General features: G+C 53.4%; 13 protein-coding genes. 5 read left to right on the forward strand and 8 right to left on the reverse strand.

Annotated elements, in window-relative coordinates:
• Positions 1 to 1,002, reverse strand: a complete 1,002-nt coding sequence (locus ACFFJP_RS01130) for an alpha/beta fold hydrolase (protein ID WP_377239555.1) — start codon at positions 1,000 to 1,002, stop codon at positions 1 to 3.
• A gap of 349 nt (positions 1,003 to 1,351) precedes the next feature.
• On the opposite strand from ACFFJP_RS01130, the gene ACFFJP_RS01135 reads away from it, so the two are divergent.
• The 4 genes from ACFFJP_RS01135 (at position 1,352) to ACFFJP_RS01150 (ending at position 6,364) form a co-directional block, all read left to right on the forward strand.
• Positions 1,352 to 2,728: a Gfo/Idh/MocA family protein gene (locus ACFFJP_RS01135; RefSeq protein WP_377239558.1), complete on the forward strand. Its 1,377-nt coding sequence runs from the start codon at positions 1,352 to 1,354 to the stop codon at positions 2,726 to 2,728.
• 651 nt (positions 2,729 to 3,379) lie between these two features.
• On the forward strand, positions 3,380 to 3,799 hold the full coding sequence (locus ACFFJP_RS01140; protein WP_377239561.1) for a hypothetical protein: 420 nt from the start codon (positions 3,380 to 3,382) through the stop codon (positions 3,797 to 3,799).
• Between the two features lie 157 nt (positions 3,800 to 3,956).
• Complete coding sequence (locus ACFFJP_RS01145) at positions 3,957 to 4,403, forward strand: hypothetical protein (RefSeq protein ID WP_377239564.1); 447 nt, start codon at positions 3,957 to 3,959, stop codon at positions 4,401 to 4,403.
• Between the two features lie 20 nt (positions 4,404 to 4,423).
• Positions 4,424 to 6,364: a DNA topoisomerase III gene (locus ACFFJP_RS01150; protein WP_377239566.1), complete on the forward strand. Its 1,941-nt coding sequence runs from the start codon at positions 4,424 to 4,426 to the stop codon at positions 6,362 to 6,364.
• A 40-nt stretch (positions 6,365 to 6,404) separates the two neighbouring features.
• On the opposite strand, the gene ACFFJP_RS01155 is transcribed toward ACFFJP_RS01150, so the two are convergent.
• From ACFFJP_RS01155 to ACFFJP_RS01170, 4 genes are all read right to left on the reverse strand, one after another.
• The gene (locus ACFFJP_RS01155) at positions 6,405 to 7,106 is read right to left on the reverse strand and encodes a transporter substrate-binding domain-containing protein (RefSeq protein WP_377239568.1); all 702 of its coding nucleotides are present in this window, start codon (positions 7,104 to 7,106) and stop codon (positions 6,405 to 6,407) included.
• Between the two features lie 294 nt (positions 7,107 to 7,400).
• On the reverse strand, positions 7,401 to 7,928 hold the full coding sequence (locus ACFFJP_RS01160; protein WP_377239572.1) for a GNAT family N-acetyltransferase: 528 nt from the start codon (positions 7,926 to 7,928) through the stop codon (positions 7,401 to 7,403).
• On the reverse strand, positions 7,925 to 8,668 hold the full coding sequence (locus ACFFJP_RS01165; RefSeq protein WP_377239575.1) for an FMN-binding negative transcriptional regulator: 744 nt from the start codon (positions 8,666 to 8,668) through the stop codon (positions 7,925 to 7,927). The genes ACFFJP_RS01160 and ACFFJP_RS01165 overlap by 4 nt, the downstream gene beginning before the upstream one ends.
• A 40-nt stretch (positions 8,669 to 8,708) precedes the next feature.
• Positions 8,709 to 9,152: a GNAT family N-acetyltransferase gene (locus ACFFJP_RS01170; protein WP_377239578.1), complete on the reverse strand. Its 444-nt coding sequence runs from the start codon at positions 9,150 to 9,152 to the stop codon at positions 8,709 to 8,711.
• A gap of 115 nt (positions 9,153 to 9,267) precedes the next feature.
• Here ACFFJP_RS01170 and pdxR point away from each other — a divergent pair, with 115 nt between their 5' ends.
• A complete protein-coding gene (pdxR, locus tag ACFFJP_RS01175; protein WP_377239580.1) occupies positions 9,268 to 10,752 on the forward strand; it encodes a MocR-like pyridoxine biosynthesis transcription factor PdxR in 1,485 nt (494 codons plus the stop codon).
• Here the strand turns inward: pdxR and ACFFJP_RS01180 are convergent.
• From ACFFJP_RS01180 to ACFFJP_RS01190, 3 genes are read right to left on the reverse strand one after another with little or no spacing between them, the layout of a single operon-like run.
• Positions 10,749 to 11,477, reverse strand: a complete 729-nt coding sequence (locus ACFFJP_RS01180; RefSeq protein WP_377239582.1) for a LytR/AlgR family response regulator transcription factor — start codon at positions 11,475 to 11,477, stop codon at positions 10,749 to 10,751. The genes pdxR and ACFFJP_RS01180 overlap by 4 nt on opposite strands.
• The gene (locus tag ACFFJP_RS01185) at positions 11,452 to 12,666 is read right to left on the reverse strand and encodes a sensor histidine kinase (RefSeq protein WP_377239584.1); all 1,215 of its coding nucleotides are present in this window, start codon (positions 12,664 to 12,666) and stop codon (positions 11,452 to 11,454) included. Before ACFFJP_RS01185 ends, ACFFJP_RS01180 begins: the two co-directional genes overlap by 26 nt.
• 31 nt (positions 12,667 to 12,697) lie before the next feature.
• Positions 12,698 to 13,933, reverse strand: coding sequence for an ABC transporter permease (locus ACFFJP_RS01190; RefSeq protein WP_377239586.1), 1,236 nt, complete (start codon positions 13,931 to 13,933; stop codon positions 12,698 to 12,700).
• Positions 13,934 to 13,939 lie beyond the last annotated feature (6 nt).

Genomic DNA, 13,939 nt, shown 5'->3' on the forward strand with positions numbered 1-13,939 from the left:
TTATTTTGCCTCCTGCAGAAAGCTGCGGATTTTTTGATTCAGCCAGGCCGGGTCGTCCAGCATGATAAAGTGCCTTGCCTGCGGGTTGATGTCGAGTTGTGCCGCCGGTAATTTTTCCAGTTGCTGCTGATACAGTGCTTTGACGCCGGCCTGCGCCTGTGGCGGTAAGGCCCCGCTGGCGCCCAATAACAACACTGGCTGTTTGACCTTGCCCAGATGCGGACGTAAGTCGGTGGTCAGCAGTTCCGCCATCACTTGGCCCACAGACGCCGGATCTGACTGGCCAGCCATCGCCAGCACTTGTTGCTGCGCGGTCGGGCTGGTTGCTTGAATAAACAGGCCTTGTGCGGCCGCCTGACTCAGCTGCGCCTGTGTCATGCCGCCATATTGCATGCTGATTTGCGTCGCCTGAGCCTGCATCTGTGCAGGGACTGTGGCCGGGTCGCGGGTAAATACCGGTGCCAGATATGGCAGACCATCCACCGAGACAATAGGGCCAATTTTCTCCGGCGCTTTGCTCGCAAGCGCAAAGGCCAGAAAACCACCCAGACTATGGCCAATCAGCACCGGCTGTTGCAGCTGCTTTGCCTCGATATAGGCCAGTAATTCCTGTTGCACAGTTTGCAGCAGCGATCCTTGTTCTGTTTGTTGGTTTTTGCTGGTGAATGGCGCTTTGCCGGCAAATCCGGCGATATGGATCAAGTGCAGCTGATGGTCTGCTTTCAGCGCATCAACAGTGCTTTGCCACACCGACGGTGCGGACATCAGACCCGGGATTAAAATCACCGGCCGGCCCTGACCAATCACTTCCACACTAAAACTACGTGGGCTGGTTGTTACCTGGCGGCTGGTTGCCGGCGCTGTCACAGCGACAGGGGCGGCCACGGCGACTGGCGTCGCTGCCTTACTATGGCCGGACTGGTTCGCAGCAAATACCGCGACAAAAATGGTTGGGATCATCGACAGACCGGCGGCTTTGGAAGATTTGGCACATTTGAACATGTTGAACTCCTTGCGATTGGTGATATCTCCTAGTGCCGTCAACTTCAGTTGCTGTGACAAAAAATTTAAAAATAATTTTTATCCTTATGAATTTAAACAATTTTATTTTTCTGGAATCATCTCAAAGGCAGTAGCGGGCTGGCCGCCCAGGCGGTGTGATTTTAGCTTGGTAAGCCAATCGTCTGGCGGTTCATGCACTGGTCGCAAATTCACATCGAAACAAATCGAAAGTATTTCAATGTATTTTTATTTATGTTATACCAAAGCCATCAACTTACAAAAACAGTCAGGTCCGGCGGTAGCTTTGCCCGCAGCAACACTGGCTGAGCACTCATCACAGGAGATAGTTATGGCGAGTTTTGACCGGCGCAGTTTTATGAAAGCTTCTATCGCAACCGCGGCACTGGGAGTCGCTGCGGCTTGTAGCCAGCAAGGTGCCAAACCGGCCGGCGCTGCGCCTGCGGCGAAAGGGAAGTCGGTGATGGGGCTGGTGGTACCGGCGATGGCTGAAGTGCGGGTTGGCCTGATTGGCGTCGGTGAACGCGGCGTGGGCTATATCAGCCATTTCAGCCAAATCGAAGGCGCGCGCATTACGGCGATTTGTGACACCGATCCAGCAACGCTGACCCGGGCGCGGGCGCTGTTCGATAAAATGGCCAAACCACAGCCAGCCTATTTTGGTGACAGCCCGGACAGTTACCACCAGTTATTGGCGCGCGCGGATGTTGATATTGTCGTGATTGCGACACCATGGGCTTTGCATCACCCAATGGCTAAAGCCACGATGCTGGCTGGCAAACATGCCTTTGTCGAAGTGCCGATGGCGCTGGAACTGGAGCAAATGTGGGATTTGGTCGACACCGCCGAAGCAACCCAGCGTAACTGCATGATGCTGGAAAACGTCTGTTATGGCCGTGACGAGCTGATGGTGCTGAATATGGTGCGTCAGGGCCTGTTTGGTGAATTGCTGCATGGCGAAGCCGCCTACATCCACGAATTACGCTGGCAAATCAAAGAGATTGAACGCAAAACCGGTTCATGGCGCACTTTTGAAGAAGCACGACAAAACGGTAATTTGTATCCGACCCACGGCTTAGGCCCGGTAGCGCAGTACATGGGCATTAACCGTGGTGACCGGTTTGATTTTATCAACTCAGTCAGCTCGCCGGCGATCGGCCGCGCGGCGTATGCCAAACGCGAATTTCCGGCCGACCATCCGCGTAACCAAATCAAATACACTTGCGGTGACATCAATACCAGCATTATTAAAACGGTGCAGGGCAGAACCATTATGCTGCAGCACGACACCACCACCCCGCGGCCATACAGTCGGCATAACCTGATCCAGGGCACCAACGGCGCTTTTGCCGGTTTCCCGAACCGCATCGCGCTGGAGCAGGGTGGCCGTGGCAGTTACCACGATTGGGATCTGGATATGACGCCGTGGTACCAGCAATACGACCACCCGCTGTGGCAACGCATGGGCCGAGAAGCCGAGCGTAACGGCGGCCACGGCGGCATGGATTTCCTGATGTGCTGGCGACTGATTTATTGCCTGCGTAACGCCGAACCACTGGATCAAGACGTCTACGACGGCGCGGCTTGGTCCGCGGTATTACCGCTATCAGTCGCCTCAGTCGCCGACCGCGGCAACAGCCGCGATTTCCCCGATTTCACCCGTGGGTTATGGCAGAAAACCAAACCGTTGGGAGTGGTTGGCGGCTGAACAGGCGCTTTGTGGCAGTTGCGGATCTGTGTGACACCCAGTGTGCGACAACCGGTGTGCGACACCCAGTGGGCTTCGCTCTACCCACCCTACGAGCCGGATACCCGAACGTAGGGTGCAATGAGCAAAGCGAATTGCACCTTGTAGATCGCGCGAAGAATACTTTTGTTTGCGAAGTTGCCGGTGGCGGCTGAATCGTCGCTTTGTGCCAAAAGCGGATATTTTTAATCGTCATGTACGGCGGCGCGTTGCTTGCGCGTACCTACTCGCTAATTGAGATCGTAGGTACCGGCAAGCGAAGCGTCGCCGTACAGTACCCATATTCGATGACCGCAATTCGCTCATTGCAGTCCACGCCGGCTAACTGCCATTTATTCCTGACGCATAAGTTTCAACATGACGCCCGCCTTCATCTGCGAACTTCGGATTTGCGCCCCGATTGGTTTGCCATCTTGTTTAAATAACTGATTCGTATATTCTTTCGAAAATTCATCTGCAATTGTTGATGACATGGCAGTTCGTGAAGATCTGGAAAATTCTGATTTGGTTGCTGGCATTGGCACCGCCAGAGACTTTCCGGTCCAACGCGCTGTGGTTAGAAAATGCTGAGCCGGAATGACCTGTTTGGTATGCACTGATAAGGCACTGCTGATGTTCTCTTGGGTCCGGATATTGCTGATCGTTACTGCGATAGCTGGTGTGGTCTATATCTTGCCATTTATCTGGTTTTTTTTGTTGATTGCGCTTGGGCCAGATCTCTGTGCCAATCAGATTTATCAGGAAGTCTATTCGGCCGATCGCACGTTAAAAGCGGTGGTTTTTCAACGGGATTGCGGCGCGACAACCGGTTTTAGCACGCAGGTTTCGGTATTGCCAGCCGGGGAAACTCTCGGCAATGATGTTGCTGGCAATCTATATATTGCGAACGGGCGCCCGGCCGACAGCCGGCTGTTGCTGCAGTGGACGTCACAAAGGTCGATGCTGATCCAAGGTCATGTGACCGATGCAATCAAACAAGAAACTATGATAGAGGGAGTTGCAGTCAGCTATATCCAGGCTGTTGGTCATTAACCTCAAATTTAAAACGCCAGTCCTGTTACCGAAGTACACCTGAAAAAACGAGCTGCGCCCCTGCCTCCGCTGTGCAAACACCGTCGTCACGCTTGCTTTTGGCTGCGCCCTGACATGTAATGGCGCCGTTTTGTTGCCATTATCTGAAGGAAAGCGCATGCAGAAGGTTGTCAGAGATATTGGATTGTTTGTGGTTGCACCGCTGGCGATTTTGGGCGGGCTGACCGCCTGGATGTTTGCCGCAACGGCGCAACCTTGCTCGAACGCAATCACGCAACAATTGGCGTCACCTGACGGGCGTTTTAACGCGGTCGTGTTTGTGCGCAGCTGCACCACAGCGCCGGGTTTTAGCAGCAACATTTCCATTCTGGTGAAGGACGGTATTCTGGCCGATGGCCCTGGCAATCTGTTTGCCAGCGATGGTCATCCGGAGCAACTTGGCTTTAGTTTGCAATGGCAAAGCACTGGCAAAGACAGCCTGCAGCTGAATGTGACCAGCAAAATCAGAGGCACAGTGTTGCATGCTGATCCGGTCTGGTCGGCTAATCCCAACATCACTGCGACCTATCAGTTTGGCAATACTGCGACGACCAGCGGGCACTAAGTTTCCCCGGGACTGCCGCCATGATCCTCTACATCGCAGAAAAACCCAGTGTTGGTCGCGCTGTGGCTGATGTGCTGCCAAAACCTCAGCAAAAAGGCGACGGTTTTATCAAGGTTGGTAACGGCGATGTGGTGACCTGGTGTATCGGTCATCTATTAGAACAAGCCGAGCCGGAAGCTTATCACCCAGATTACAAAAAATGGCGAAAAGAGCACCTGCCGATTATTCCACAGGAATGGAAGCAGCAAGTAAAACGGGAAACCAGTAAGCAATTTAGTGTCGTTAAAAAGCTGATTAAAGAAGCCAGCCTGCTGGTCAATATGGGAGATCCGGATCGGGTTGGCCAGATCCTGGTTGATGAGGTGATCAACTATAGTGGGGTCAGTAAATCCAAGCGTGAAATGACAAAGCGCTGCTTAATCAACGACATGAATCCTGTCGCTATCCAAAAAGCACTGAACAATTTACGCACCAACAGCGATTTTATTCCGCTGGCAACCTCAGCTTTAGCCCGGGCGAGGGCGGATTGGTTATACGGCATCAATATGACCCGGCTCTGCACGCTGCTGGGCCAGGAAGTTGGTTATCAAGGTGTATTGTCGATTGGCCGGGTGCAAACGCCGGTACTGGGGTTGGTAGTGCACCGCGATGCTGACATCGAAAACTTTGTCAGCAAACCGTTTTACGAAGTGTTTGTGACTGTGCAAACGCAGCAAAATGAAACATTTAGTGCCAAATGGCAACCGAGCGCAGCCTGCGAACCGTACAGAGACGAAGACGGTCGGGTACTGGTGCGCAAACTGGCGGAGACCGTGGTGCAAAAAGTGACGGGCCAACCCAGCGTCATCACCGCAGTGGCCAAAGATCAGAAAAAACAACATGCACCTTTGCCCTATAGTTTGTCGGCACTGCAAATTGACGCATCGAAACGCTTTAATCTGAATGCACAGAAAACCCTCGATATTTGCCAGCAACTGTATGAACGACATAAGTTAATTACCTATCCGCGCTCCGATTGCCGTTATTTACCGACCGGCCATTTTGCTGAGCGACACGGCGTGGTTGATGCGATTGGCAAGACAGCACCTGCGCTTACAAACGCTATCAGTGCGGCCGATTTGGCGCTGAAAAGCAAGGCCTGGAACGATGCTGAAATTAGTGCCCACCACGCCATTATTCCAACCGCCACCAGCATGGATTCGACCAGACTCAGTCATGACGAAAGACAAATCTATGAATTGATTGCGCGGCAATATCTGATGCAGTTTTATCCGCCGTTTGTCTACGCCGAGCACCAAATTGATGTCGAAATTGCTGGTGGCCAGTTTATTGCCCGGCAAAAAACGCTGCTGGCGCCGGGCTGGAAAGCGTTGTTAGCGAACGAAAAGATAACCGGACCAGATGCGGAATTCGCCCAGACGCAATTGCCAAACGTGCAGGTTGGCGAGCGGGGCACATGCATCGATGCGCAGCTCAGCGAAAAACAAACCAGCCCACCAAAGCATTTTACCGATGCCACGTTATTAGCGGCCATGACCGGAATTGCCCGTTATGTGACGGATCCGGAAGTGAAAAAAGTACTGCGCGACACCGACGGTTTGGGCACTGAAGCGACGCGGGCCGGCATTATTGAGTTGTTGTTTAAACGCCAGTTCCTGACCAAACAAGGCAAAGACATTCGTGCGACAGAGATTGGCAAACAGCTGATTAACAGCTTACCAGAGCGCATGGTGGTGCCCGATATGACCGCCCATTGGGAAGCGCAATTAGAAGCGATCTGCCAGAAACGCCTGAGCTATAACGACTTCATGCTGCCGCTGACCGACGATCTAAAAACCTTGCTGTTGGAAGTGGAGGGCCAAAAGCAAAACTTCAATGCACTGCATGGCTTGGGGCAACATAAATCTCCAAAGCGTACGAGAAAATATCCTGCGCGGAAGCAGGCCAGGTCACATGCTTAACATCCGCTGTTGCCAACAAGTAAGTTGCTGCCGGACGCGACTAGCCGCGCCGCGGCGCCGCGTCCGCTGCGAGTTTGTTCGCCGGCGTTAAAGGTTTTGGTTGATGATTTTTGGGCAGTGGGATCTGGCAACTTGGATTGGTAAACAAAGTCACGGGTGTCTGCAGCAGGCTAGTTTCTGAGAACTGCAGTTGGCCGCGCACTGCAGTGGTCAGCCTGGCAAAATTGTAGTCATCATACATCGCCATATCGACTCGCTGTCGCAGCACTAAATCTACCGACTGTTGAACGGATTCGGTGTAGGTGATGCTCAGTCCCGCTTGGTTAAATTTATTGCTAAAGGGCGAAGAATCCCCGCTTCTTAAAATCGCAATGCGTGACCCGCTCAGCTCATCCAATGTTTGCCATTTGAACGGTTTGGCTTGTTGCCTTCGAATGAGGCCAATGACAATGTTTTGTTCGGATAAAATGATTTTGTGGCTAGCCACACCTTCACCGCTGGGATAAAAACTCAGGCACCATTGACCATGCTGTATCATGTGATATGCCCGTTTGGGTGGCACTATGTGTGGTCTAAATTTATAGTCGGGAAAAGCTTGTTGTAGAATGTGGAAGGCTAATCCACCGTCAACCGTTTTGCTGGTGGTAAATGGCGGGTATTCAATTGCTATGACGTCGTAGACTTCAGTGGTCTGCGCAGCGCAAGGCAAGACACTCAGGAGCAACCACAGCCATCTGAACATTGAAAAATACCTCTGGTAACGTCAAGTCGGTCCGTCAGTAACATCATGCCGATCATTCATTTGAAACGAATGGTGAGTATAGCCAAGCAAACCGCACATTGTTTAAGCGGTTGTAGCTGCTGATCTGAACAATCTGTTTTGCGAGCCGCCGGCCTGAAACCCGCCAAATAGCCTTTTCAACTGCTGTAAATGGCGTCGACAAGCTGCTCAGTGCGCCGATTAGTCCTGCCTGCCGGCATGCGCGCAGACCACACCGTGGTTTGCCGTGCGCGAGCACTGAGCTGTCATCGCGCGCTAAGCGGGCATGGCTTGCTCACGCAGCATCGCATAGACTGCCATGTCCACATGCTTGCCCCGCACAAAATTGGCACCGCGTGCCACGCCTTCGCGGGTAAAGCCACACTTGATGGCGACCCTTTCCGAGGCCAGATTGGCGGTATTCATCCGAATTTCCAGCCGGTTAATCAGCAAAGTATTAAACAGATATTGGCTCAGCATACGCACTGCGCGCGTTGCAATGCCGCGGTTACGCTGCGTCTGTGCCAGCACGGTATAGCCAATTTCGCGGGCATTAAAATACGGCACCGACTTGAAATGCCAAATGATGCCGAGGATGGTGTCGTCCTGATCGACGATCAGCAGTTTTTCATGGCTGTCATTGGCAAGGCCGTCGATTTCATAATTCTTTTCAAAGGTTCTGGGTGAGGTGATAGCGCCGGGCAAATACTCGCCGCGTAACTCCAGATCATTTAATAGCGGCACCAATGTCGCCAGGTCATGCCTTGTAATAAAACGGATCGCCAGATTGCCGTCTTTAATCATATTACAGCTCCTTTTGTGAAACCGAGCGCTGGGTTCTGCGTGTTTACTGCTGCTTCAGCAGCGAGCAAGCCCTGAGCTTGCATCAGTTGCCAAACGGTTTGTGGCTGCTCCGATCGTTGTAGAAACTGCAGCACATCCTGCCTTGATGCCGGCGTTTTATTCTGTGACAGCTTCATTTTGGCGTGTAGTGATTCGATCCTGACGACAAAGCCAGTAATGGCAGCGGACAGCTGCTTTTCATAAGCAAGATTGCTCTGTCGCCCGCTAGGCCCGCTAGCTGCGACAGCATCAGTGCCCGCCGCCAGGCTGACAAACCCATCCTGAACCTGTTGCGGTAATGCTTGATTAGCCTTGGTTTGTTGCCTGCGCACTAACGCCAGCGTACTTCTGGGATCTAATAACTCTACTTTGCCGCTTACCTCGACCAGACTGTAATTCCAGGTCGCCACCTGCGGTTGCTGTTGATAACACTCTGCGGCGACATAAGCATGCGGGCCTTGCACCACCAGCTTTACGCTATCGCCATCCTGCAAGCCTTGCAGTTGCGGGTTTTGTCTGGCCATATGGCCATACACCTTGCCAGTCAGGCCAGTGGGTTGATCCCATTCAAACAAAAACGGTAGTGCGCTGAGCTGTAAATCTGCCGTCAGCAACAAGCCAAAATAATGCTGTTGCAAAAACTGCCGGATCAGTAGCGGATCATCCAGCAAAAAATGGCTTGGGGTGTAAGTCGGAGTCATTGGTAACCTCTGGCGCGCGCTCTTTGCAGATATTGAAAATCTATTGTTGACGCTGTACAGCAAAAGCATTGCTGATGGACTGAAAGCCAACCTTAGGGTAATAACCCATCGCGCTTGGCGCACTTAACAGCAGTTGCTGGACCTGCGGGCCGCTGTGCTCAGCAACTGCCTGCAACAATAACCGGCCTATGCCTAAGTGCTGCAGATCGCCGGCCACCAGCAAATCGGCTATGTAACAAACAAAAGCGCTGTCGGTTAAACAACGGGCCAGACCGACCAGCTTGCCGTCGATACGGGCACTCAGTGTCAGATTGGCGCCGCTGAATAGTTGTGCCATGCGGGCGCTATCTGCCAGTGGCCGCTTGATGCCAGACGAGTGGTACAGCGCCAGATACTCATCCAGTCGTTCAGGCTGCCAGGGCTCCACTTCGATCGTCAAAGCGACACCCGTGGTGGTGAAATGTTGGTTGGTGGTGGTGTGCATATAAAAACTCCTGAAAAACTAGCTGGCGTTGGTGAGTAATGGCTGTTTTAATGCAGCTTAAAAGGCAATTGGTTCCACAAAAAGAACCAGTTTTAATAAAGTGATGGATCCAGTTATGCGCATTGAACCCGATAGCATCCGGCTAAGTGGCGAAGGCAGTTTGCAGTTGCAGCTGTATCAGGCGTTGCGGCAACCGTTGTTAAGTGGACTTTGGCCCAGTGGCGCCTTGCTGCCATCGAGCCGGGTATTGGCCAGTGAACTGCAGCTCAGCCGCAATACAGTTAACGCTGCATTGGCGCAGTTGGTGGCGGAAGGTTATCTGCAAGGCCAGCCCGGCCGGGGCTATTGCATCATCACACAATTGCCTGACGCTTATTTTCAGGCCAGCCATGTTGCTAACAGCCAAGGCTTGCCGGCCAGCGCCAACACCAATTCCAACACAAAACCACACGCCAGCGCAGAGATGTTGCGTCAGACGGCGACACCATTTAAAACCGGCTTGCTGGAGCCTGGCGTGCCGGACCTCAGTGCTTTTCCCTACCGGATCTGGCAGCGGTTGTTGCAGCGCCATGCCACCCGGCCGTTGTTAGGCGTTGGTGGTGATACGCTGGGATATTTGCCTTTGCGTCAGGCGTTAAGTCTGTATCTGCAACAGTCTAGGCAAGTGCACTGCACCGAACAGCAGATCCTGATCACGGCCGGCGCACAGCAGGGGCTTTATGTGGCGGCGATGCTCGTCGCGGCGCGCGGCGATAAAGTACTGATGGAATCGCCGGGTTACGGCCGGCTGCGCCAGGCGCTGCAATTGCAGGATTTAGCCATTGGATATCTGGATGCTGCCGGGCCTTACGGTGTGACCGCAGAAGATTTGGCCGCGCAGCAGGATTGCAAAGCGTTGTTTCTGACACCAGGCCACCAATATCCGATGGGCGGCATAATGCCGTTGTCACAGCGTTTAGCAATCTTACAATGGGCGCAGCAACAGGGCTGTTGGCTGGTTGAAGATGACTATGACAGTGAATTTCAGTTTAAACACCGGCCTGTGGCCAGCCTGCAGGGATTGGCACAGGGGCAGGGCGTGATTTTTGTCGGCAGTTTTAGCAAAACCATGTTGCCGGCATTGCGGCTCGGTTATCTGGTGGCGCCGACAGCATTGATCCAGCGCGCGGCCGCGATAGTGCAGGCTATCCATGGTGACGTCCCGCTGTTGACGCAGGCCGCACTGGCCGATTTTATCAGCGAGGGGCATTTCAGCCGGCACTTGCGTAAAATGCGCAAACTGTATCAGCAGAAACAACAGCTAGCGCAACAACTGGCCAGCCAGTATTTACCGGACTGGCAGCTACATGCGCTGCACGCCGGGTTACATTTAGTGCTGCGTTGCCCGGCTGCCATGCAGTCGTCGTTTGATGGCCTGAAGCTACAACAGCGGCTGGCCGCTGCAGGTTTTGCACCGGCGTTATTGTCGAAATACCAGTTTGCCGGCGAAACATCGGCCGGCTTTGTAATTGGCATCGCCAATATCAGCCCAGCCGATCTGGAGCGTGGTTTGCAATTAATCGCGGCAATTTGTGGTGCAGCACCACAGGACCTGGCCTAAAACCCACCAAATAACGTTTTCAGCTGTTGCACCTGGCGACGACTAACGTCGATCTGTTGGCCGTCCTGTAATATCGCTAGCATGCTACCGGCAGCGAGGCCCGGTTCTAATGCCGTGATGGCGCTGATGCGGATAATGTCGGCGCGGCTGGCTTTAAAAAACTGCTGCGGGTCGAGCCGTTGTTCGATACGCGACAGCGAACTTAAGACAAAACTTTTGCCATACGGCGTATACACGGCGCTGTGATTACCGACCGATTCAAAGCGACTGATTTCACTTAACCGCACAATGCGGCTGTTTTCGCCGAACTTCAGCAATAAACCGTGATGATCGGGCAGATAGCTTTGCTGGCTGGTATCACTCACTCCGGCAGGGGCTGCAGGCAGCCGGCTTAAACTTTGCGCCAGGCGCTGCGGCACAATTGGCTTCACCAGATAATCCAGCGCATTGAGGGCGAAGGCGTCCAGCGCATAGCTGTCAAATGCTGTGCAAAACACAAAAAACAAATTGGGTCTGAGTTCTGCCGCCAGTTCCAGCCCGGTGCAACCCGGCATCTGAATATCCAGAAACACCAGCGCGATGTCGGGCTGTGCAGCGAGGATATCGCGCGCGCTGTCAGCACTGTCTGCCTCGGCGACAATTTCAATATTGGGATGGGCCTGCAGCAAGCGTTTTAGCTCGCTGCGCGCGAGGCGCTCGTCATCGACGATCAGCGTTTTCCACATGGTGAAGCTCCATTTCAGTTGGGGATAATTGTGGTTGCGGCTCTGCGGGCAGATCCAGCGAACCGGCTTCCAATTCGATCGTGACCTGATACTGGTCCAACTGCGGTTCGATGTGCAGCTGATGCCGGCCCGGCAATAATGCCAGGCGCTGGCGCAGATTTTTAAGGCCAGTGCGGGTGCCGTGTACACTGCTGAGACCAGCACAACTATTTCCGACCGTCAGCTGCCAGCCATTGGCGACCGGGCGGCTTTTAATCCAGAGCCGGCCGCCTTGTGGCAGCGGCGCAATACCATGTTTAATCGCGTTTTCCACCAGCGTCAGCAGGCTTAAGGTCGGTAGCTTTTGTTGCCACAGCTGCTCGTCAAACTGCAAGTCGAGTTGCAGTCGTTGTTCCAGCCGCACCTGCTCAATCTGCAAATACTGCGAGGCAATTTGCCATTCGTCGGCCAGCGTCGATAACGGCTTTAAATGTGCCTGCAAATGGAAGCGGAACAGCTCTGATAGCTGCGTGACAGTGGCTGCGGCTTTGTCCTGATCTTCATAAATCAGCGCGCGGATGCTATTGAGTGCATTAAATAAAAAATGCGGATTCAGCTGATTGGTCAGTTGCTGCAGCTGTGCCTGATGCATCTGCTTTTGCATTTGTCGTTTGCTAACCAAAGTGCCCCAGAACACATAAGCCAGCGCCCAGAGCCAGAACAACACCGCCTGATTAAAGCCGCCAATCAGCTGCATAGTCCCCATACCGATTTGCAGCTTCATCTCCTCACCATTGGCTTTTTGCACCGACATATGGCGAAAATCCAGCTCTTTAAGCGGGGTTAACTCAGCAAGATTCAGCGAGACAAACATCAACAGCTGCCCGAGCAGCAGGCTAAACAGCAAAAAGCCGAATAAATTACTGCCATACCGGCCTTGCGGCAGCAGCTCCAGTTTCAGGTAAGGCCGGATCAGGAAATGGCAGAACAGCGCCATCAGGCTGGTATCGAGCGCGCCGCGCAGCATCGCCATCAGATAAGTGTCAAGATTTGGTGTCTTAAACATCACGCCGATCGACAACATATAAAACACCAGATACACCAGATAACAGGCGATGCTGACCCAGATATAAGTGGAGGAGCACTGAAAACTGATGCGCCACCAACGTTGCAGGTCTTGCTGCCAGCCGTTTGCTGCTAAATCGGACATCTGCACTCCTGTTCTGATAAATTTCAATGGCTTATTCATACCGTAGCGCATCAATTGGTGCAAGTCTGGCGGCTTTGACTGCTGGCATCAGGCCAAACACCACACCGATAAAAGTGGTGAAACCGAGCGATAATAACACCGCCCATAATGGCACCACAGTATCACTGAGGCTGGGGATTAACGCGCCAAGCAAAGCGGCGACGCCATATCCGAGCAATAAACCGAGCAACCCGCCGAATAAACTCAGCAACACGGCTTCGAGCAAAAACTGCAGCAAAATCACTTGTGGCGTGGCGCCGAGCGCTTTGACGATACCAATTTCGCGGGTGCGCTCGGTCACTGATACCAGCATGATATTCATCACGCCAATGCCGCCGACCAGCAAACTGATGCCAACCACACCCGCCGCCACCAGCGTGACCGAGTTCAGCACCTGGTTAAACTGGCTTTTCATTTTCTCTGCGGTGATAAATTCAAACGGATCTGCTGCATCGCTGGCAAGGCCGCGTTTGGCGCGCAGCACATTGCGGATCTGCTGCTGCAGCGCCTGTTCGTCGACTCCGGCCTTGGCGCGATAGCTGATTTCGACCTGTAACTGGTCCGGACCATTGAGCGCCTTGGCGGTCTGGAACGGCGTGATGATGTAGTTATCCTGGTCAAAACCAAACAGGCTGCCGCGTTTCTCGCCAACGCCAATGATGCGAAACCAGTCGCCCGAGATCAGCACAAATTCACCGACCGGATTGGCCGGCAGCTGTAACTTGTTAATCAGCGAAGGGCCGATAAAAGCCACGCGGCGGCGGCGCTCGTCATCCTGAGGCAGGATAAAACGGCCGAGCTGCGGATAAATCCTAATAACGTCCTGGTAATTCGGCGCAGCGCCGATCAGCTGGCTTTGGCTGCTGCTGCGGCCATAACTGACGCTCAGCCCCATACTAAAGGCTGGCATCGCCACGGTAATTTGCTCAAAGTCACTGATTTTATTCAGTAAAGCGTCGTAATCGCTGTCGGTCAGTTTATTGCGAAAGCCCAGTAATTCCTGATCCGGCGTGGTAAAAGCGCGCAGCGTGGTCATATCGGAGCCGAGGTCATCAAGCTGACCGCGAATGCCGGCACTGAGGCCCTGCATAATCGCCACGACGCTGATGACTGCCGCCACACCGATGATAATGCCGAGCGTGGTCAGACCGCTACGCAGCAGATGCAGGCGAATGGATAACACGGCGCTTTGCGCGCACTGACTGAACATTTGCCAGAAAGCTAACATATCAAT

Source organism: Rheinheimera tilapiae, from assembly GCF_042432165.1.
Lineage (GTDB): Bacteria > Pseudomonadota > Gammaproteobacteria > Enterobacterales > Alteromonadaceae > Pararheinheimera > Pararheinheimera tilapiae.